The following is a 19,917-nucleotide window of genomic DNA, read 5'->3' as shown; positions in this document are numbered from 1 at the left end:
TATATTAAAAAAAGGCTGTCCAATAGTCGTCAAAGCGACAACCTGGACAGCCTTTATACGTTAACGTCTACGCGTTAATTTTCTCTTTTGCGATGCCTGCAAGCGAGTTGAACGAAGTCATATCGTTAACTGCTAGGTCAGCAAGGATTTTGCGGTTAACTTCTACGCCCGCAAGTTTCAAGCCGTGCATAAATTTGTTGTACGAAAGTCCGTTGATGCGAGCTGCCGCGTTGATACGAACGATCCACAGTCTGCGGATGTCACGTTTTTTGTTGCGACGGTCACGGTAAGCGTACATAAGGGACTTACCAACTTGCTCCTTCGCTGTTTTAAACAGACGATGTTTCGAACCGAAATAACCTTTAGCTAGCTTTAGAATTCTTTTGCGACGACGAGTGCGGACAAATCCGCCTTTGACTCTTGCCATGAGTGGAAACCTCCTGTAGGTTGAATTAGCTTATTTGTTGTTGCTTTATATTACAAGTTGGAAAGGCCTTGCTTCAAACGACGAACGTCGCCAGCAGCCATAAGCGGTTGGCCAGCAAGTACGCGTTTTTGACGACCGGATTTGTGTGAAAGCAAGTGGTTACGGTAAGCTTTGTAACGTTTTACTTTACCAGTTCCAGTAATTTTAAAGCGGTCTTTCAGACTGCTGTGAGTTTTCATCTTAGGCATATCAGTTATCCTCCTTAAAGTTCTTCATCAGTTGTTAGCTGTTGGTTTTGGGTGCCAAAATCATAATCATGCTCCGGCCTTCCAGCTTAGGAGCGCGCTCAACGCTGCATAATTCGGCAACCTCTTTTGAAAGGCGATCCAAAATCTTTTGTCCTAGAGATGCATGTGCAATCTCACGGCCGCGGAATCTTACGGATGCTTTCACTTTATCGCCTTCACCCAGAAACTTAACGACGTTGCGATATTTCGTTTGGTAGTCATTTTCATCAATGTTGGCGCGGAACCAAACTTCCTTAAGATCAACGATCTTTTGGTTTTTGCGAGCTTCTTTTTCTTTCTTTTGCTGCTCATAACGGAACTTGCCGTAGTCCATGATGCGGCATACCGGCGGCTTAGCCGTCGGAGCGACGTTCACCAGGTCCAAATTAAGCTCTATAGCCATCTGCAAGGCATCGCGAATCGATTTGATGCCGATTTGCTCACCGTCAGCGCCTACTAAACGTACTTCTCTGGCCCGGATTTCATCATTGATTTGATGTTCTCTGCTAATAACGTGCCACCTCCAAAAATGGTTTTTTCATGTTTTTACGCAATAAAAAAATGCGGGTTCGCTCGAACCCGCATCTCATAACCGTACATGTATGTCAGTGCATCATTTCTATTCGAAACAATGGAGTGACCAATCGATTATCGCGAACCAGCCAGCTTAAGCCGAAAGGTGAGAAGCGGGTGCTTCTGCTTGTGCGTCATTTAGTTAGTTGAAAATGTTACCGTGTTACTATACCATGGCCTACGAAGCTGTGTCAACAGTTGCCGCAAATGATTTTTCAAGCTACTTTAAAGCCCGCTTTTCTCTATTTGCTTTGTACTTCCTCGATACGAACGACGCGCGTATGCTGTGTATGGCTCCACGTTTTGTTGTTTTGAGTAAAGAAAGCATAGAACGTAATCGGCCACCAAGAAATTAGGAACAGCGGCAATGTAAGCAGATGTGCGTACATCTTCCACGATTTCACGCCTTCAAGCATAAGCGCAAGCGGGAATTGGATGATCGACGCAACAGCAGCGATACCGACTACCCACCATGGCACGTAGTTGTACAGAGAATCCAAGTAATTCGAAGACGGCAGCGCGATATCGATCCAAATAATCATCGTCAATACAAAGCCGAGCAATGTGTTATAGACGGAGATCGAGTAGATTGCCGAATCAAACTTTACAAAGTTGCGCTCCTTGATGCTCGCCCATAGCAGCGGAAAAAAATAATTGCGCGCCACGTTAAAATGTCCCTGCATCCAGCGCAGACGCTGTCTGGCGGAAGCTTTGAACGTAACCGGCTTCTCGTCATACACTTTGGCATCGTAGTTCAGTACCGGGTAGACGCCGCGCTGCACGCAGCGCATCGAGAACTCCAAATCCTCAACGAGGCTTGTTGCTCCCCAGCCCATATCCTTCAGCAGTAACGAATCAAAGCACATGCCGGTTCCGCCGAGAAAGTTGGCCATTTTCAAATTCGTTCTGGACAGCTGCCACAATCTGTTGCAATACCAGTAAGTAATGCCATATGCTGCGGTAACCCATGAATCATCCGGGTTTTTGGTATCCAAATAACCTTGGATGACCTGATGGCCCTCGCATAAATCGTTGTTCATCAATTGCAAGAAATCGGGATTTACTAAATTATCCGCATCGAACATGACAATTGCATCGTATTGGCGGGGCAAAGCCCACAGCTCTTTGAGCATCCACTCAATCGCATAGCCTTTACCGCGCAGCAGTTGATTCGTTCTCTCGCAAGCGTTGACGCCATGGCTCCGGCTTATATCAGCCGTACCGTCTGTGCAGTTATCGCAAATAACAAATATATCGTATAGTTCCTCTGGATAGTCCATTTTTTTCAAATTCTCGATAAGCGCTCCGACTACTTTTTCTTCGTTGTGAGCTGCGACTAGCACGGCAAATGATTTTTGCGGTGCGTGATGCTTCCGGCTTTTGTTTTTGGCCAAGCCGAAAATAGAAATGCTGAATTGATAAACCGCGATTAACGCCATTACTACCTGAAATGCAATAAAAATAACACTTAGAACCATGCGGTACTGCCCCCTTGAGACCCCATTTTTTTTGCTCTTTTCAGCATTGTTCACGGCTGCTGCAAGCTTTTATTATATATTTTCTCTCTGTTATGAGTGTTTCTCTGCAAACACTCGCGGACCTTTATTGATTCTCCACAGAAACAACTTCTTTGTCAAAAGTTGAATTAGTCTCGATTATGCTTAATCTCGTCAGAAAAACGCTTGCATGGCACACCAATGTATGCATTACCTCCTTTTACGACGACTCAGTCTTATTTTCAACCATTTGCTGACTTTTTAGCACTAACGTCCTTATTTACGATAAAATGTGTGAAAATGTTTCTGGGATTGAGTAGCGACTATGTGACGAACAGGTGAACACGAGGAATCAAAATGACACCTTTCGCTATTTCGACATTATTTGCCTTAACGCCTGGAAATATGTCCATTACAGTTTTACCATCAACTGCACATTATTAAACAGCAATTTGAAAATCAATATTTATAAGCCAGCTATGTTAAACTTTAATAATGGGACAAGAAATAGTTTACGCTCAGCGAACAAAAACATGCTAAAATTGATTTATTACAATATAAGAAGAAATAAGTTTCAATCTTAGCCACCGTTAGGAGGACGACAGCGATGGAACGAATGATAGGCTGGCTGAAGACAAGTGAGCAAAAGATGCTGATTTGGGCAAATCGGAGACCTGCAGGGGGAAAAAGACATCGACTCCTTGGCAAATGGTTAAGTACGGTCACACATATGGGCGGCGCCACCTTTACGCTTGCAACCGCCCTGATATATGCAATTCTAGCACCGGCACCTTGGAGCATAACTGGCTGGCAATGCTTGACTGCCGTCATCATTAGCCATTTGCCAGTTGCAATCGTCAAACGTAAGTTCAAGCGGCTTCGACCTTATCAGGCATTGCAGGGAGTCAATACCGGCCATAAGCCGCTGGTAGACTCTTCCTTCCCATCCGGCCATACAACAGCTATTTTTGCCTGGCTTGTACCTATCTTGCTCACGAGCGGCATTTGGCTCACGCTGATGGTGCCTTTAGCCTTAATAATCGGAGTATCGGTTGGATGGTCGAGGATGTACCTTGGCTTGCATTATCCGTCCGACGTTGCGGCAGGCGCACTCATCGGAACGGTGACCGCTCTCGCGGTCAATTATTCCTGGGTTGGACCGGCTATTGGACTCAACTAGTTATCATCATCATCGGAATCGTTCGCATCCGCTTCGATCGCTTCCGCCTCTTCCTTAATCGACTTCTCATGCTTCGCCTCGCGGTGCTTCCGCAGCGCTTCGGAGCCGATTACGGCTTCAACGCGATAAATATTTTGCCCTTTTTCCATAAACTTCATCTCATACTCGGTAAACACAAGGTCCTCTCTAGGACCTTCTTTGTGTAAATGGAGCGAAATATTACGCATGACGAGTTCCATTTCCGCAAAGCTGTTCAATGAAAACTCAAACAACGATTGCGAATCCGTCTTAAAATGAATCTCGCCGCGCTCGTTCAGCAGCTCGATATATTTCGCAACGAGCCTAGGATGCGTTAGTCTCCGGCGCGCATGCTTGCTCTTTGGCCATGGATCGCTAAAGTTAAGATGAACGCGCTCGATCTCGCCTGGCGCGAACATCGTCTCAATGCCTTCAATATTGGCGCGCAGCAGCGCGAGGTTCGGCGGATGCGACTCCCCTTTTTGCTCCCAAACGATGCGTGCTTTCTCGCTCGCGCGGCGAAGCAGCTCGTCGTACATGTCAACGCCAATAAAGTTGATGTGTGGATAACGCGCGCTCATCTGGCTGATGAAACGGCCCTTCCCCATACCTAGCTCTACATAAATAGGCTGATCATTACCGAAAAACTCGTTCCATTTTCCTTTGTGGGGCGCGGCATCTAGCACAACTAGCTCCGGCTGTCCCTCAAGACTCTCGCGAATACCTTTTCTTCCTCTTAAACGCATATGCAGTGATTCCTCCATTTATCGTAGACGATGCAACGAATAGACTAGTCCTTATTGTGCCCAAGAATGGGTGCAAAGTAAAGAGGAACGGTAAAGCAAGCAACGTGGGCAAACGTTTTTATTATAGAAAAAAGCCGCGGCCATATCACGGCGCTGCGGCTTGCATGTTGTGTATTTTGCTGCACGGCTTACGCTTTAGAGCAGCAGTTGGTAAGGGATCGGTCCATTCTCTTGCTGGTCGCGCTCATAAGTTTCGACCAACACTTCGTTCAATTTCTTGCGTGCAGAAATTTCTACGCCATGGTTATTGTGAAAACGGACACCCGTAAGCGCCATCAGTTCTTTGACAGTCAGCTCGACCGTAACCGTGTCGTCGCCGCGTAAAATTTTGGATACATGACTCATCTCTAATCACCTCATCGATTTATTAAAAAAGTATTTCCATTTAATCGACGTTTCATGAATGCAGGTTCAAATGGGCTATGTCAGGTTTATTTGTTGTTTTGTCGCACTTTTAATATAACACTTCATGTAAGGTTACGCAAGCCCCAAATGACCATTTTCAAAAATAATTTCCAAATAAAGCGGTTTCCGAACATTCTTCAGCCTCTCCTATAACAAACGTGGCTTTTCCAGTCGTTTTTCGCTAAAATATAGGTTGTAAGTCTTGGAAGAAGGGGAAAACGATGATTGAATTACAAACGTCGCCGCAAGATCCAATGCTATGGGGCGATAAACGATTTCATACATGGAATTACGAAATGCGGAAGCAGTTTGGCGGCAAAGTATTCAAAGTGATGCTTGATGCCGGCTTTACTTGCCCTAACCGCGACGGCTCGATTGCGAAGGGCGGCTGTACATTTTGCAGCGCTCGCGGCTCAGGCGATTTTGCCGGCAGCAGGCGGGATGATCTCGTTACGCAGTTCAATAATATACGTGATCGCCAGCATCAGAAATGGCCCGATGCCCAGTACATCGGCTACTTCCAGGCTTATACGAATACGTATGCGCCCGTTGAGGAGCTGCGCGAATATTATGAAGTCATTTTGCAGCAGCCCGGCGTAGTCGGCCTATCGATTGCTACACGTCCCGATTGCTTGCCTGATGATGTCGTCGATTATTTGGCGGAGTTGAATGAGCGAACCTACCTATGGGTGGAGATGGGGCTTCAGACGGTGCATGAATCTACTTCCGAGCTGATCAACAGGGCGCATGATACGGCCTGCTATGTCGATGCCGTAAGGCGTCTGCGCGAGCGCGGCATTCGCGTATGCGCGCATATTATTTATGGACTTCCTCAGGAAACCCATGAAATGATGCTAGACACCGGTCGCGCTGTTGCCAATATGGATGTGCAGGGAATCAAGATTCATTTGCTCCACCTTATGCGCAAGACGCCAATGGTCCGTCAGTACGAGGCTGGGCTGCTCCAATTTCTTGAGCAGGATGAATATGTGAATTTGATCGTCGACACGCTGGAATTTCTGCCGCCCGAGATGATCGTTCACCGCCTGACAGGCGATGCCCCGCGCGATCTGTTGATCGGTCCTATGTGGAGCCTAAAGAAATGGGTTGTGCTGAACGCCTTCGATGATGAGCTAAAGCGCCGCAAAACTTGGCAAGGCAGGCTATGGCAGCCGGAGGTTCGGAATGCACAATAGGAAAATGAGCAGCTCTTGCTGCATTAGCAAAGACTTATGCCTATCAGCAGCAGCGATTGGAGGTGTATGATGGGCTTTCTTTCGGTGCTGAGCATGGCTCACAAGTGGATCGCCGAGCGTACCTCTCCTGGCGATATCGTCATTGACGCAACCGCTGGCGGAGGCGTCGATACGCAGGCGCTTGCAGCGCTCGTCGGGCCAAACGGCACGGTGTATGCCTTCGATATCCAGCAGGAGGCGCTTGATCGTACCTATGAGCGTCTATCCGCTCATGAAGGCGGCAGCAAGCTGCCTGACGTGACGCTGGTGCTTGAGAATCATGCAAGGATGGTTGAGGCGGTTGATCCCGCAATCGTTGGACAAGTCTCCGCGGTTATGTTCAACCTTGGCTACTTGCCAGGAAGCAGCGATCTAACGATCATTACGGAGCCTGCTACGACGCTGGCGGCATTAGATGCAGCTATACGGCTGCTGCGCCCGGGCGGTATCGTAACCTGCGTATTATATCCAGGCCACCCCGGCGGCGCTGAGGAAGCGGCCTCCGTTGAAGCTTGGGCTGCGCAGCTTCCACAATCACTTGCACAGGCGGTAACTTACCGCCAGTCGCAGCGACCAGCGGCACCTTATCTCGTCGCTCTTGAGAAACGTCCGATAGCCGCTAAGTAACGAAGTGCGAGACAACAGATGATTAACATAGCGGTAAAATAAAGGCATTATTATCGAAGAAAATAATTTGCAACAACTTCAATAAAAGACAATATGGGCGCTGTTTCATTAAATGGTGCAGCCAGTTACGCTTAACCAAAGAAATAGTGCCCATTGTTCCTTATAAATAGGTAGTTAATGTCATTATTTTGGTCATTACGCCCCTTTTCACCGTATCCTGTTCAACCTATGCTTAAGGGTAGTTGAAAAAAAACACGAATACATACAACCGACATGGGAGAGATAACTTATGACAGTAAAACCTTATCCTTTACAATTCAAGCCGGAAATGAAAGAACGCATTTGGGGAGGACGCGCGCTTGAGGGCTTTGGGCTTGAGCTGCCTGAAGGCTCAATCGGTGAAGGTTGGATGATTGGCGATCACCCGAACGGCACAACGAAAGTGATGAACGGCGAGCTTGCTGGCGCCGGCCTTGACCAAATCCGTGAAAACTACGGCCGCGTTTGGTTCGGCACACAGGGCTTCTCTGAGAAAAACGGACGTTTCCCGCTCCTGATTAAACTGCTCGATTGCAATGACGATCTATCCATTCAAGTGCACCCTACAGACGTCTACGAAGGCCTGCCAAAAGGTGAGCTCGGCAAGACCGAAATGTGGTACATTCTCGATGCTAAGCCGGGCGCCAAAATCATTTACGGCCTGAAGGACGGCGTAGACCGCGCCGCGATGGAAGCCGCTATTGCGGAAGGTCGCATTATGGATACGCTGCAGGAGGTATCCGTCGAAGCAGGTGATGCGTTTTATATTCCAGCCGGTACTGTTCATGCACTATGCTCAGGTGTTGTAGTAGCTGAGATTCAGCAAAACTCCGATACCACGTATCGTCTGTTCGACTATGATCGTCCAGGTCTTGACGGTCAGCTGCGCGAGCTTCACATTGAAGATTCACTAAACGTTATCGCTTATAAAGGCGCCGGCGCTCAGCGTATGAAAACCGACAATGCTGTCGCAGGCGAATGGCTCAATATCGCTTCATCCCCTTACTTTATCGTAGAAAAAGGGATCGTAGCCGCTCCTTGGGAGCTATCTACTTCGCTAGAGAGCTTCGTTATTCTAGTCATTGCGGAAGGTGAAGGCCGTTTGAAATGGGCGGACGGCGAGCAGTCTGTCAAAGCGGGCGAGTGCTTCCTGCTTCCAGCTAATCTTGGCGACTACACGCTTTCGGGCAGCATGACGGTTCTTCGCAGCGTTGTTCCCGCTTAAACGGCTGCAAAAAGTCGAAGACTGACAACCGGTTACGATTTCGAATCATGCAAACATCCTGTACACCAGCCACTATTACTTGAATCAAAAACGACTCTGAAGGAATTATCCTCAGAGTCGTTTTTCATTTATTTTCTCCTATATGCCAAATATCGTTTAAACGGTCGGTATCGTGCCGCCATCAATCACATATTCGCTGCCCGTAATCGAAGCTGCACGGTCGGAAACTAGAAATGCCACAAGCTCGGCAACCTCTTCCGGAAGTCCCGGTCGACCAATCGGAATGCCCCCGAGCGAGTCCATCAATTCCTGCAGCGCGCTTTCCCGGCTTCCTGTCGCCGTTGCTATTCGGTCAATCATAGCATCCGCGGCCTCAGTTTGAATAAAACCAGGCGATACCGTATTGATTCGGATGCCTCGCGGGGAAAATTCATTGGACAGCCCTTTGCTGTAGTTGGCAAGCGCGGCCTTGGAAGCGGCATAAGCCAGTGTCGTCTCATAAAGAGGCAGCCGTCTTTGGATCGAGGTAACGTGTATAATGACGCCGCTTCCCTTCTCGACCATTAGCGGCAGCAGCCCACGATCCAAGCGTACAGCGGCGAGGAGATTCCAGTTCAAGGTATGAATCCAATCCTCGTCACGCAAGGCGAGCGCTCCACCCGGCGGCGTCGTCGAACCGCCGACACAATGAATAATGATGTCAATTCCGCCAAATCGCTCCTTTACGCCTTGAATGACCTTTTGAGTCCCCTCTAGTGTCGCGAGATCCGCTTGTATAAACAAATCAGGCCCGATCACATTTTCTGGCATCGAACGGGCCGTAGTCAGCACGTTTGCACCGGCATCGGAAAGCCTTTTGACGACCGCCTGCCCCATTCCTTTTGTTCCGCCGGTAACCAACACCTTTTTGCCTTCAAATTCATTCCATGGACTTACATGTAATTGTTTCATGATGGAACCTCCACATATATTTTTTCAAACTCTCTTAGCCTTCTAGCATATTTTCATGAAGCTGTTCATTGTTCATCCCTCTCACTTCCGTCCTTCAAAATGCCTTCTACGATAATGCCCCGATATATACCGCCACGAAGCCGATGCTGCACTGCTTCTTGATAAGCCGGGCTATAATACCACGCTTTTGCTTCCTCCAAAGACGGAAACGATAGGATAGCAGCACCTTCAACATCCGGTCCTTCGATCACTTGATGGGTACCATATACTGCAAGAGGCGTAACGGAATGCCCGTCCAGACCCGCTGGCGCTTTTTGCGCATAATTCCGAGCTCTGTCTTATCGATCGTTTTTTCACGTATAAAAAGGACATAAGCCGACAATTACTTCCCTTCTTTCATTTGCTATTCAAGCTCAAAGCTATCTTACCTTGACCCCTTTATAACGTCCAATTTATAATAATAATAAAATTGATGAATAAAATTCATATAGGGTAGGTGTTGGTTTGGAGCTTACACAGCTTGAATACTTTTTGACGGTGTCTCGTCTGCAGCATATGACAATGGCATCGAAAGCACTGAGCATTACGCAGCCTGCATTAAGCCATTCCATATCCAAGCTGGAAAACGAACTAGGCGTTCCGTTATTTGAACGGAATGGCCGAAATGTTCGGCTTAACCGATATGGAATCATGTTTGGCAAATGGGTGGAGCAAGCCTTGCAAAATATCCAGAACGGCATGCAAGAAATTGAAGAATGGTCCAATCCGGAAACGGGGGTCGTTTCGATTTCTTACTTGAACATTTTAGGCGTTGATTTGGTTCCTACTCTCGTCAGGGATTATCAGCTTATACATGCAAAAGTTCGTTTTGAGCTGAATCAGGGAAATCTCGGGGACATCGATGAGCAGCTGGAGAAAGGATATTCGGACCTGATGATTACTTCCAGAGAATCCATTATGGATAATCATAGATGGCTCGTAATTAGGACGATGCCTTTATACATTGTTGTTCCAGCTCAGCATCAGCTCGCGGAACGTTCATCGCTAAGTCTCATGGATTTATCAGGCGAGCCGTTCGTCGGCCTAAAGAACAACTGCGGACTCAAAGCAACGATTTTAGCACGGTTTCAACATTCCGGCTTTACGCTGGCTTCAACCTATGATGCTGAAGATCTAGCTACTGTCGCGGGGTTCATTAAGGCAGGGCTTGGCGTATCGGTGCTTCCGAAAACGGTCGGACTAATGCTGGACGGACTGGTCTGGATTCCGATTTCAGACGAAGGGTGGTTTTGGGAGATTGGTCTAAAATGGAGGGAGGACCGCTACTTGTCGCCAGCGGCCAAACGATTTATTGAATATGTAGAGCTTCATTGCGAATCAGCACTCTGATGACAAATTCATGTTCCGTTATACGTCAAAAAACGGAATTCGCGTTAATGAAAGGGGCGTGCCAATAGGTCAACTAAGACCTTTGGCACGCCCCTTCTATTTCTATTACCCTTGTAAAGCGCCCTGCCCCACTTCGATCGACAATGTGAACGGACGCGGCTTCGGCTTGCTGCTGCCAGCCTCAAGCGCGTACAAGACGACAAGCAGCGTATGATTCTCCCGTACAACCTCTCCGGTTGCTAGGAATGTTGCCAGATCAAATGGCAGCCTCTCGATAACCGCATGCTTATGAAGCTCCTTCTCGCCAAAGCGCAGAGCTGCAAATTCAGCGGACACATCGTCTGGACGTTCCGCTAGGCGGCGCATCCAGCCGCTCCATATGGACTTGTCCATCGTAAACTCCCACCACGTTTTGCGCGGCTTGTAATTATGATTAAGGAAATAATCATATTTCATAAGCCCGAGCACGACATCGGTATCAAGGCGCGATCCAGCAATTGCTAGCACCTCGTCGAATGTATAGGACACATTCTTCGAATCATCCTGCTGCGACGGAAGAGAAGCGATTTCCTTCTTCCCAGGCAACGGCAGCGTTTGAAGAAACGCCCACAGCCTGGCGTACAAATCCTCAAGCTGGTGACCGATCTTCTGCCAGCCGCTCCGCTCCCAGAAATCGCCGAACGCCTGGAAGAAATCAAACGGCGAAGGGAATACGCGATCTACTAAATAAAGCAGCGTATGATCCATCCGATGCGCATTCCAGTATTTCTCGAGCACGTCCTCTACTCGCTTGATGCGAACGATATCGCCAAAGGGCATCAGATCGTTGCCGAGCATTTCATATGGCGATCTATCCATATAAATATAGCCCCATTTGTCCGCTTCGCGGCGCAGGCCGGTTCCTCTCAGCATTTTGAGGAAGCCAAGCTGCAGCTCCTCGGGACGCAGCTCGAACACATCGTTGAACGTGCCGCGGAACGTATCGTAATTCTCAAGCGGCAAACCGGCAATCAAATCGAGATGCTGATCGATTTTTTGCGAGTTTTTCACCTTCATGACCGTACGAACGAGCTTCATCCAGTTTTGGCGGCGCTGAACCGCTTCATTCGTCGGATCATTTGTTGACTGTACGCCGATTTCGAAGCGGAATATGCCAGGAGGCGCATTTTCAGCCAAGTAATCAAGCACTTCAGGCCTCATAATATCTGCCGTAATTTCAAATTGGAAGACGCAGCCTTGATGGTTCTTGATCAAAAACTCGAAAATTTCGAGCGCGTAGTCCCGTTTGATATTAAAGGTTCGATCGACGAATTTAATGAGCTTTGCGCCTTTTTCGATCAAATACAAAATATCGGCCTTCGTCCGCTCCATATCATAGTAACGAACGCCAACCTCGATGCTGGATAGGCAAAATTGACAGCTAAACGGACAGCCGCGGCTTGTCTCAAAATAAACGACACGGCTTCCCAAATGAGGGATATCCTCCTCAAATCGATGCGGCGAAGGCAGCTCGTTCAGGTTCAGCTTCGGACGGGGCGGATTAATAAGCACCTCGACGCGGTCCTCGCGCTGCTTCCGGTAGGTAATGCCAAATACCATATGGTATTTGCCGTCTCCTTCAATCTCGGCCAGCAAATGATGGAACGTCTCCTCGCCTTCTCCAACTACAATAAAGTCGACCTCTTGCACGCGCTCCATCCAATAATCCATATCGTAGCTGACTTCTGGCCCGCCGAGTATGATCTTAATTTCCGGCATAATTTTGCGCAGCATATTAATGACGGTAATCGTCTCTTCAATATTCCAAATATAACAGGAGAATCCTACTACATCAGGCTTGCGCGAAAAAATATCCGACACGATGTTCATCACCGGATCTTTGATCGTATACTCAGCAATATCGATATCGAATCGGTCTCCGCTGAACGCCTTCAAGCAGCGCAGCGCCAGTGACGTGTGTATAAACTTAGCATTTAAGGTGGACAGTACCACTTTCATAGCATAACCTCTCTAACTTAAGCATTTGCTTATGAAGCGCGTTGTGTGACAGCTCACAGCGCCCATAGCAAGATGCCTTCTATTGTACCGAAAAAAAAAGAAAAAAAGAAGAGGCACCCGCTGCCGCATATCGCGGCAGCTGATACCTCGCTTCCATTAATCTCTAACTTTTATAAAAAGCTCATCCTTAAGCTGCATGTCGATGACCGGAAAACGAACCCGCCATTTATCGCTGCCTAATGATGCAACCTCGCCCGCAGCAAAACCGCGCGGCTCGAAGCCGTAATCGCGCTGGAAGGAAATAACGACCTGAATTTTAACGTCAGGCAGCATCCTGTGGAATTCATAGCCTAAATTAATCGTCCAAGCCCGAAGCTCCTCAGCCGATTTGGGTCCGTAATACATATAGAATAAAGGATCAATATCAGCTGTCAGGACAAGCCATCCAGGAGCATCTTGCTTCGCTTCCCATTTGGTAAACGCCGCTTCGCCATCATTTGTGGACAAGGAGGAATATTGATCCTTAAGCAGCTTCTCAATATCTGTCAGCGATGCGCCCACCAGCGTCTCAGGCAAGCTCGGAGGCAAAAACTTAGCGTCTGCTATTTGTTCATCAGTCGTTTCGCTTTGTAGATTAGCCGCGTGAATAACCGAAACAGCAAAGTTTAAATCCGCACTCGCATCCGAATAGCCGCTTGATGTAATGGCTACTAGGTCGCCATACTCGTTAAACAACGCTCCGCCAGAGCTTCCATGGTCGATTGGCGCGCTTGTTTGTATGTAACGAACGTCATCTTCGAAAAAAATGCTGCTGACAAGGCCATCGGAAACCGTATTTTGCAAGCCTAATGGACTTCCTATCGCGATGACTCTGTTTCCTTTATAGGTGTTTAAGCCATAGCCCAGCTCAATCGCCGGCAGGCCAATCATATTTTCCGTTTTGATGATGGCCAGATCCGCTTTCTCGTCATAGTTGGCTACGCCGATAATTTTAAGCTCCTCGCCATCCAGGGAAAGCGCCGTTGCGGAGGCTGCGTCAGCGATAACATGATAATTCGTAAGAATAAGATTATCGCCAATGACTACCCCGCTGCCCTGACCGCGATTTGTCATGATCATCACGATGCTCTCGTCATATTTCTCTACGATTTGTTGGCTTGTGAGCTTAGGACGATTTTTTTGCTGTTCGAGCCACTCGTTATATTCGGCTTCCTCAGCGGCCTCCGGCGATGTAATCCGAACGGCGTTAGCGACGCTATCCCATTTGACTGCAGCACTGAAAGCTTCGGAAATGAAACGAACCGGTACGAATGTAACGCCCTTGCGAACGACTGCCGGAGCATCGAGCTTCACTGTTTTACCATTAATGACCGCTTGCTTATTGCCTACTTTAAGGGATATAGATAAATTGCCTTTACGTCCGATTATTGTCTGCGTCTTGCTCTCCCAGGTTACGGAAGCGCTAAGCGCTGTAAAAATATCACGCATCGGTACGAAGGTTACGCCTTTCTCTGCATAAGCCGCTGCAGAGAGCGAAAGCTTCTTGCCGTCTACTACAACCTGCAATTGCTGAGCCTTGGAAGCGGTCGCCTTGCTTGAGGCGCTTGCCGCCGCAGCTGAGCTGTCGCTGAGTCCTGGCAATGGTGCAAGCAATAAGCCAGCTACTAGAAGGGGACTGAGCAAAGTCTGATAAAGTTTGATTTTCACGCGGTAGTTTCCTCCAATATTTCACAATTTCACCATATGATATCTCTACCATTTATCCTACCATTCCTACTTATGCTTTGTCTATGAAATCGGTTTTCATAGCTAGCAGAAAGAAGCCAAATAGAAGATTAGAACTGAAGCCATCACTCGTGGTATAGTAGGAGCATTGAATCTAGGAGGTTTTTAAGCATGCACAGAGGAAAAAAGCGCGGAGCTCCTCAATCTCAGGCAGATAAGAGCAAGTCCTATCCGGTCACCGAACCGATGGAGCTGCTGCCTTTTCTTATAAAAAACATATCCGGGGCAGGCCGCAATGTCGTTAAATCGATTTTGGCGCACGGACAGGTATCCGTTAGCGGAAAATCGACTACCGCGTACAATTATCCGCTCCAGCCTGGACAGACGGTTACTGTAGGCAGAGATCGGCCGCAGGAGAAGATTCCGCTTGAAGGGCTCACCATTATGTTCGAGGATGAGCATATTATCGTCATTAAGAAGGAAGCCGGACTTCTGTCCATATCATCAGACGCTGCACCGGAGCATGAAGTTACCGCCTATCGCCAGCTAACGGCGCATGTACGGGTAGAAAATACGAAAAACCGGATTTTTGTCGTGCATCGGCTCGACCGCGACACGTCGGGCGTCATGATGTTCGCAAAGAGCGAAGCGGTTCAGCAGCAGCTGCAAAACAGCTGGCAGGATTCGGTTCAAGAGCGGATCTATGTTGCGCTTGTAGAGGGAGCCGTTAAGAAGGAGCAGGGAACCGTCACCTCATGGCTGAAGGAAAGCAAGACGCTCAAAATGTACTCAAGCTCCCACCCGAATGACGGTCTGCATGCCGTTACCCATTATAAGGTGCTGCGCGCCAATAAAAACTTCTCTCTGCTCGAAGTGAATCTCGAAACCGGCCGCAAAAACCAAATTCGCGTTCATATGGAGGACATTGGCCACCCGGTCGTCGGCGACAAAAAGTACGGCGCGCGTACGCGAATTATCGGCAGGCTTGGACTTCATGCTCGCGTACTCGCTTTCACGCACCCGATTACAGGCAAGCTTGTGCGCTTCGAAACGGAAATTCCGAAGCTGTTTCTCAAGCCATTCCACGCAAACGAGTAGAAGAACCACATAAAGAAGCATCGGCCGCCTATTATTCCCGCAGCTGATGCTTCTATTTAATAAACCAGGAGGATGATTGCTATGCCACATCTATTTTTTCGCGGGGTGCCAGCCGAGAAGCTGCAATCCGTCACTTCTCCGCTTGCGGATGAGCTAGCCGCCCTATGCGAATGCGGCACCGATAATTTCACGATGGCTTGCCTGCATACGACCAACGTCTTCGGCAGTCAAGAAAGTGTAGCCGACTTTGCCTTCATCGAGGTTGGCTGGTTCGAGCGCGGTCAGCAGACCCGGAATCGCTTCGCGCAAGCGATCACCAACTATGTCCGCCAGCTCGGCATATCCGAGATCGAAATCGTGTTTCATGCGTACCGCGAAGACAGCTACTATATTAACGGCGAGCCTGTGGAAGAGTAGCATCCATCCCTGATTTTAGCGATGATGAGGCTCACTGCTTGCTCCACACCAAATCATCGACATTCAACCAGCCCGCTCCCCCGACAAAATAAACAGAAACCGTATCGTTCACAGCAACCGGCACGGCTGGCAGCCTAATCTCTGCGTAATCTTCTTGAGCCGGGACTTCCAGCTCTTGAACCATCGCTCCATTTATCGAGATTCCGACCTTGCCGCCAGCCGCGCCAGCGCTTACTCTTGCGGATAGTACGTATTCCCCGGCAAGAGAACTTATGAACATCTGGGTGGCGCTATGCTCTGAGCCGGAATCTACGTACATGAGATTAGAGCCGCCAAACGGTCGATTTGTTCCGATTCCAGCGCCAGCCGTAAACGACCAATACCGCTGTCCTTCCTCAAAGCCGCCGTTTCGAAAAGCATCATGAGCCTCAGGCGGCTTAATCATTCCTTTACCGCTGACCACCGTGTAGTGCTTAAAGCGCTTGATCCTATAGCCCGAATTCTCGTCAGGAAGAGAGTCGTTGTTGCTAAAAATATAAGCGGCATTCTCGTTTGGCCTGAGCTCAGGCTTTCCGAAATGATATCTGCCGAAGGAGCGAACGAACTGAAAGGGCTGTCCGGGATTTATATAGTCGACTGTGCGGATAAACTGCTGCGGCTCGATTTTTTCATAGAACAATACATAAATATAAGGCATCATCACTTGGTCCGTTACATAAATATTGCCCTCCGTCTCATCCGAGGCGTACGTTATGGCTTCGCCAAAGGACTCATAGAAGATGGGACTAATTTGCTTCGCGTAGGCGGTGAAATAATGTCCGCAGAACAAAATAAAGAAAACGGCGAAGGCGCAGGCTGCAACGGCCAGCGAATATTTGATTTGCTTATGCAGCCACATCAGGCCAGCAACAGCTAAGTACACTGTCGGGTAAAAAATAATATTGATCCGGTTGATGTTCACATCCGTAATGAGCGTCATAAAGACGGCTGCTCCGAACCAAATGGCGATAATCGCTGTCTCCGCGCGAAACTGCTTCACTAATTTGAAGCTGCCATACAGAATGCCTATAGCGATAAGCGGCAACGCCAACGGATACATATAGCCATAGCCAGGTATCGCATTCCAAAGCAGGCCATCGTTTTGAGTGATAAACAAGTTCAAAAATAGCTTGAAGTGTTGAACGAACATCGCGAAGGCATTGCTTTCAAACGCCGATGATACTTGCTCTACCCGAGGAACGGTAAGCTTGGGTATCGTGAAAATGAATGGAATCGGCGACAGGCTGAACCTGTTAATTAGAAGAAACAAGCCGATTGGCAATGCTAAAATAACGAAGACGACGCTATTCCACAGCAGGCTGCGCAGCTTGAACACCTTTCCTGCAATGAGCAAGCTAAGCACGCCTAGGCCAAATACCGGAACAAAAAAATAGGCTGTGCCGTATGCATAAAGAGATGCGGCAAGCGTTAGCGTAAAGCCAATCAGCCACTTCGGCTGATGGATCGCTTTAAACAAGAAAAATACGGCAAGCAGCACCAGAGAAGGGAAAATATTCGACTTGAGCGCCCATCTGGACATCATAATATGCCATGGACAGATGACGATAAAGAAAGCAGCTGCAGCTGCCGCAACCTTTCGCTTAAACAGCTGGACTGCGATCAAATAGAATAGAACCATACTCAGCAGCCCTAGCAGGACGCTGACCATTCGAACCGATAACGGATTTAATCCGAATAAATAGATAAAAGGCATCGATAAATACGCATAAAGCGCATTTTGACCGCTTCCCCATGCGATCAGATGAATCGGCAGCGATACGCCGTTCCGATCGATTCCATAATGGAGAAGGGAATAAGCCTCGTAGCCGATCGATGCCTCGTCCTGATTCAAGCCGCCAGGTATTGAGCCTGCGTATAACACTCTCACCGCTGCTCCTATCAGGAATAATAGCAGGAGCAGTTTGTTTTTTTTCACCCAATCGATCGTACTCGTCATTCCTGCAGTTCACCGCTTCTTGTATAAAGTATTAGACTGACGAATCGGATATAAATAGAAGAAGAGAAGCGCAATGAGCAGCGCCAGGAAAGGAATAACGCTAAGCATCGAGCGGATGCCCCATACGGACGCTTCCGATTGCACGGCATCCTTCACGTAGCCAGTAGCTTCCAATATAAAGCCCAGCACAACCGCTTGCAGCGAAATGCCCCATTTGACGATAAAGCCGTTCATTCCAAAGTACATGCCTTCCCGGCGAACCCGCGTGCGCGTCTCATCCTCGTCGATAATCTCGGACAGCAGCACGTCCAGCAAAACGAGCAGACCCGCTAGGCCAACGCCAATTACCGCCGCCGCTGCCGCCGCTGCGGCAACGCTTGATACGAATAAAAACGGAATCATGGCAACCGCATAGATGCTAATTGCAGCCATAACCGTTTTTCGCGCTCCCCATTTTTGAAGCAATCTCCCCCATATGTATACGAAAGGAATAGCTGCAACGAAGATAGCGCCTAGCATAATCGTATTGCTGTCTTCCGAAGCTCCGAGCACGTATTTGGTAAAGAAAGGGATGGCAGCCGGCAGCATCGCAAACGTAAACTGCGCGAAAAAGCTGCCAATGACGAATAAAACAAACGCTTTATTAGAGAACGTAAATTTCAAAGACTGCAGAAACCCGATTTCTTCGCGTTGAACGACGGTTTTCTCCTTGCTTGCCGATACCATGACAATAAAGAAAACAAGTGCAATGCCAGCAAAAATCGCCCCCATCGGTCCCCAGCCTAGCTTTCCGTATACGAGCGGAGGCAGCGCCACGCCAATAATCATCCCGAGTATGCCGAACATTTGCCGCCACGAGGATACCTGCGCACGCTCCTTGATCGTCGTGAACATTTCAGGAAATAGCGCCGAGTAATTAAGGACGACCATAACGAACAATATATCGTAAAGCAAAACTATCGTTAGAAAATACCAGAACAAGGCGGAGCCAGTGCCGATCGGAAACCAGATTGCCGTAAATAATGCCGCCAGCGGCACCATACCAAACAGCATATAAGGTATCCGCCTGCCAAAGCGGGAGCTCGTCCGGTCGGAAAGATGTCCAAAGAGCGGATTTAATACCGCATTCACGATACCGTGAATAACCATGGCAACGCTAATTAAGGCCGGTCTTACGCCAAGTACATCCACATAATAAAAGATGATGTAGGATGCAAAAGCTTGCGCAATTAAATTAACAGATAAATTTCCTGAGCTGTAAGCTAATTTCGATTTAAAGCTTGCAGTAGCCATAAATAACACGCTCCCGGTTACGATGAAAGTCTATTACAAATCTAGTTAATAACTCTCTCATCTTACCGTACAAACCCTTATTATTCCATATATAACTTTTAAATTAATTTAGATATGCTTCACCATTCGAATATACTCGCTTCCACTCACCTTAATAGTGCCCGCCTCGGTGAAATTCAGCTTTTTGTAAAGCGCGTACGCTCTCGTATTGTATGGCTCAACAATTAGCGACAGCTTGTTATAGCCTTCCTCCAAGCCCTTTTGCTCAAAGGCGCTAATTAGCGATTTGGCAATCCCTTGCCCTTGAAAACGTTCATCCACAGCGATGGAATCCAAATAGTATTCGCCCGCTTCAGCCTCCACGGCAATAATCTCGCCAGAGCGCGCACCCTTCTCCCGTCCGGGCCGCGTCACAAAAGGCTCATCGAGCACTGCCGCTCCATCGCCTGCATAGCTGATCAGCATGCCTGCAACGCCCTCTTCCCTTCTATCAACGAGCACATGCTTATAGCTGATCCGATTGTCTTCACGTGTAAAAAAATCGGCTAATATACGCTCAGCCTCCGCTTGGTCATCGGTTCCCGCCAGCGTGTAAGCAATGTTGCCTATCGCGGCAAGCATAAGCGGCAATACTTCCTGTACGTCTTCTTTTTTGGCTGGTCCTATCATGGTGGCATCCCTCATTCTTTTTATGTTCTGTTATAATAGATAAATATTGTTTCTGAAGGTGAT

General features: G+C 48.2%; 20 protein-coding genes and 1 other annotated feature. Of the genes, 7 read left to right on the top strand and 13 right to left on the bottom strand.

What is annotated here, in order from left to right; all coding sequences use genetic code 11:
- Positions 1 to 67: 67 nt before the first annotated feature.
- The 4 genes from rplT to HI950_RS20985 form a co-directional block, all read right to left on the bottom strand.
- Positions 68 to 427 carry a 50S ribosomal protein L20 gene (gene rplT, locus HI950_RS21000; RefSeq protein ID WP_054028358.1) on the bottom strand — a complete coding sequence of 120 codons (360 nt, stop codon included), beginning with the start codon at positions 425 to 427 and terminating at the stop codon, positions 68 to 70.
- Between the two features lie 50 nt (positions 428 to 477).
- Positions 478 to 675: a 50S ribosomal protein L35 gene (gene rpmI / locus HI950_RS20995; RefSeq protein ID WP_053374531.1), complete on the bottom strand. Its 198-nt coding sequence runs from the start codon at positions 673 to 675 to the stop codon at positions 478 to 480.
- A gap of 34 nt (positions 676 to 709) precedes the next feature.
- Entirely contained in the window at positions 710 to 1,207 is a 498-nt protein-coding gene (gene infC, locus HI950_RS20990) for a translation initiation factor IF-3 (protein WP_169086628.1), read from the bottom strand.
- Between the two features lie 56 nt (positions 1,208 to 1,263).
- Positions 1,264 to 1,422, bottom strand: a sequence feature (ribosomal protein L20 leader region).
- A gap of 107 nt (positions 1,423 to 1,529) precedes the next feature.
- A complete protein-coding gene (locus tag HI950_RS20985; RefSeq protein WP_169086328.1) occupies positions 1,530 to 2,765 on the bottom strand; it encodes a glycosyltransferase family 2 protein in 1,236 nt (411 codons plus the stop codon).
- A gap of 625 nt (positions 2,766 to 3,390) precedes the next feature.
- On the opposite strand from HI950_RS20985, the gene HI950_RS20980 reads away from it, so the two are divergent.
- Positions 3,391 to 3,963, top strand: a complete 573-nt coding sequence (locus tag HI950_RS20980; protein ID WP_169086330.1) for a phosphatase PAP2 family protein — start codon at positions 3,391 to 3,393, stop codon at positions 3,961 to 3,963.
- On the opposite strand, the gene trmB is transcribed toward HI950_RS20980, so the two are convergent.
- Positions 3,960 to 4,727, bottom strand: a complete 768-nt coding sequence (gene trmB / locus HI950_RS20975; RefSeq protein WP_169086332.1) for a tRNA (guanosine(46)-N7)-methyltransferase TrmB — start codon at positions 4,725 to 4,727, stop codon at positions 3,960 to 3,962. The two genes, HI950_RS20980 and trmB, sit on opposite strands and share 4 nt — an antisense overlap.
- Positions 4,728 to 4,922: 195 nt before the next feature.
- Entirely contained in the window at positions 4,923 to 5,132 is a 210-nt protein-coding gene (locus HI950_RS20970; RefSeq protein ID WP_169086334.1) for a hypothetical protein, read from the bottom strand.
- 281 nt (positions 5,133 to 5,413) lie between these two features.
- On the opposite strand from HI950_RS20970, the gene mnmL reads away from it, so the two are divergent.
- The 3 genes from mnmL to HI950_RS20955 all read left to right on the top strand — a co-directional run bounded on the left by mnmL (position 5,414) and on the right by HI950_RS20955 (position 8,318).
- Entirely contained in the window at positions 5,414 to 6,388 is a 975-nt protein-coding gene (gene mnmL, locus HI950_RS20965; RefSeq protein ID WP_169086336.1) for a tRNA modification radical SAM protein MnmL/YtqA, read from the top strand.
- Between the two features lie 69 nt (positions 6,389 to 6,457).
- Positions 6,458 to 7,054: a tRNA 5-(aminomethyl)-2-thiouridylate-methyltransferase MnmM gene (gene mnmM / locus HI950_RS20960; RefSeq protein WP_169086630.1), complete on the top strand. Its 597-nt coding sequence runs from the start codon at positions 6,458 to 6,460 to the stop codon at positions 7,052 to 7,054.
- A 289-nt stretch (positions 7,055 to 7,343) separates the two neighbouring features.
- Positions 7,344 to 8,318, top strand: coding sequence for a type I phosphomannose isomerase catalytic subunit (locus HI950_RS20955; RefSeq protein ID WP_169086338.1), 975 nt, complete (start codon positions 7,344 to 7,346; stop codon positions 8,316 to 8,318).
- Positions 8,319 to 8,474: 156 nt separating this feature from the next.
- On the opposite strand, the gene HI950_RS20950 is transcribed toward HI950_RS20955, so the two are convergent.
- Together HI950_RS20950 and HI950_RS20945 are read right to left on the bottom strand one after the other, a co-directional pair.
- A complete protein-coding gene (locus HI950_RS20950) occupies positions 8,475 to 9,269 on the bottom strand; it encodes an SDR family oxidoreductase (protein WP_169086340.1) in 795 nt (264 codons plus the stop codon).
- A 65-nt stretch (positions 9,270 to 9,334) separates the two neighbouring features.
- A complete protein-coding gene (locus HI950_RS20945; RefSeq protein WP_223285418.1) occupies positions 9,335 to 9,568 on the bottom strand; it encodes a DUF1330 domain-containing protein in 234 nt (77 codons plus the stop codon).
- A gap of 205 nt (positions 9,569 to 9,773) precedes the next feature.
- On the opposite strand from HI950_RS20945, the gene HI950_RS20940 reads away from it, so the two are divergent.
- Positions 9,774 to 10,658: a LysR family transcriptional regulator gene (locus HI950_RS20940; RefSeq protein WP_169086342.1), complete on the top strand. Its 885-nt coding sequence runs from the start codon at positions 9,774 to 9,776 to the stop codon at positions 10,656 to 10,658.
- 105 nt (positions 10,659 to 10,763) lie between these two features.
- Here HI950_RS20940 and HI950_RS20935 read toward each other — a convergent pair whose 3' ends face one another.
- Positions 10,764 to 12,656, bottom strand: coding sequence for a B12-binding domain-containing radical SAM protein (locus HI950_RS20935; RefSeq protein WP_169086344.1), 1,893 nt, complete (start codon positions 12,654 to 12,656; stop codon positions 10,764 to 10,766).
- Positions 12,657 to 12,812: 156 nt separating this feature from the next.
- Positions 12,813 to 14,363: a stalk domain-containing protein gene (locus HI950_RS20930; protein WP_169086346.1), complete on the bottom strand. Its 1,551-nt coding sequence runs from the start codon at positions 14,361 to 14,363 to the stop codon at positions 12,813 to 12,815.
- Between the two features lie 189 nt (positions 14,364 to 14,552).
- On the opposite strand from HI950_RS20930, the gene HI950_RS20925 reads away from it, so the two are divergent.
- Positions 14,553 to 15,479, top strand: coding sequence for an RluA family pseudouridine synthase (locus HI950_RS20925; protein WP_169086348.1), 927 nt, complete (start codon positions 14,553 to 14,555; stop codon positions 15,477 to 15,479).
- A gap of 81 nt (positions 15,480 to 15,560) precedes the next feature.
- Positions 15,561 to 15,896 (top strand): DUF1904 family protein, encoded by a 336-nt coding sequence (locus HI950_RS20920; RefSeq protein WP_169086350.1) that lies wholly within the window; start codon positions 15,561 to 15,563, stop codon positions 15,894 to 15,896.
- Between the two features lie 31 nt (positions 15,897 to 15,927).
- Here the strand turns inward: HI950_RS20920 and HI950_RS20915 are convergent, their stop codons facing one another.
- The 3 genes from HI950_RS20915 to HI950_RS20905 form a co-directional block, all read right to left on the bottom strand.
- Positions 15,928 to 17,892, bottom strand: coding sequence for a glycosyltransferase family 39 protein (locus HI950_RS20915; RefSeq protein WP_169086352.1), 1,965 nt, complete (start codon positions 17,890 to 17,892; stop codon positions 15,928 to 15,930).
- Between the two features lie 9 nt (positions 17,893 to 17,901).
- Positions 17,902 to 19,185 carry an MFS transporter gene (locus HI950_RS20910; protein ID WP_169086355.1) on the bottom strand — a complete coding sequence of 428 codons (1,284 nt, stop codon included), beginning with the start codon at positions 19,183 to 19,185 and terminating at the stop codon, positions 17,902 to 17,904.
- Positions 19,186 to 19,293: 108 nt separating this feature from the next.
- Entirely contained in the window at positions 19,294 to 19,854 is a 561-nt protein-coding gene (locus HI950_RS20905) for a GNAT family N-acetyltransferase (protein ID WP_169086357.1), read from the bottom strand.
- Positions 19,855 to 19,917: the final 63 nt, after the last annotated feature.

This window comes from Paenibacillus sp. PL91 (genome assembly GCF_012935325.2).
In the GTDB taxonomy this organism is placed as follows: Bacteria; Bacillota; Bacilli; order Paenibacillales; family Paenibacillaceae; genus Pristimantibacillus.
This window is presented reverse-complemented; position numbering and strand designations above follow the sequence as displayed.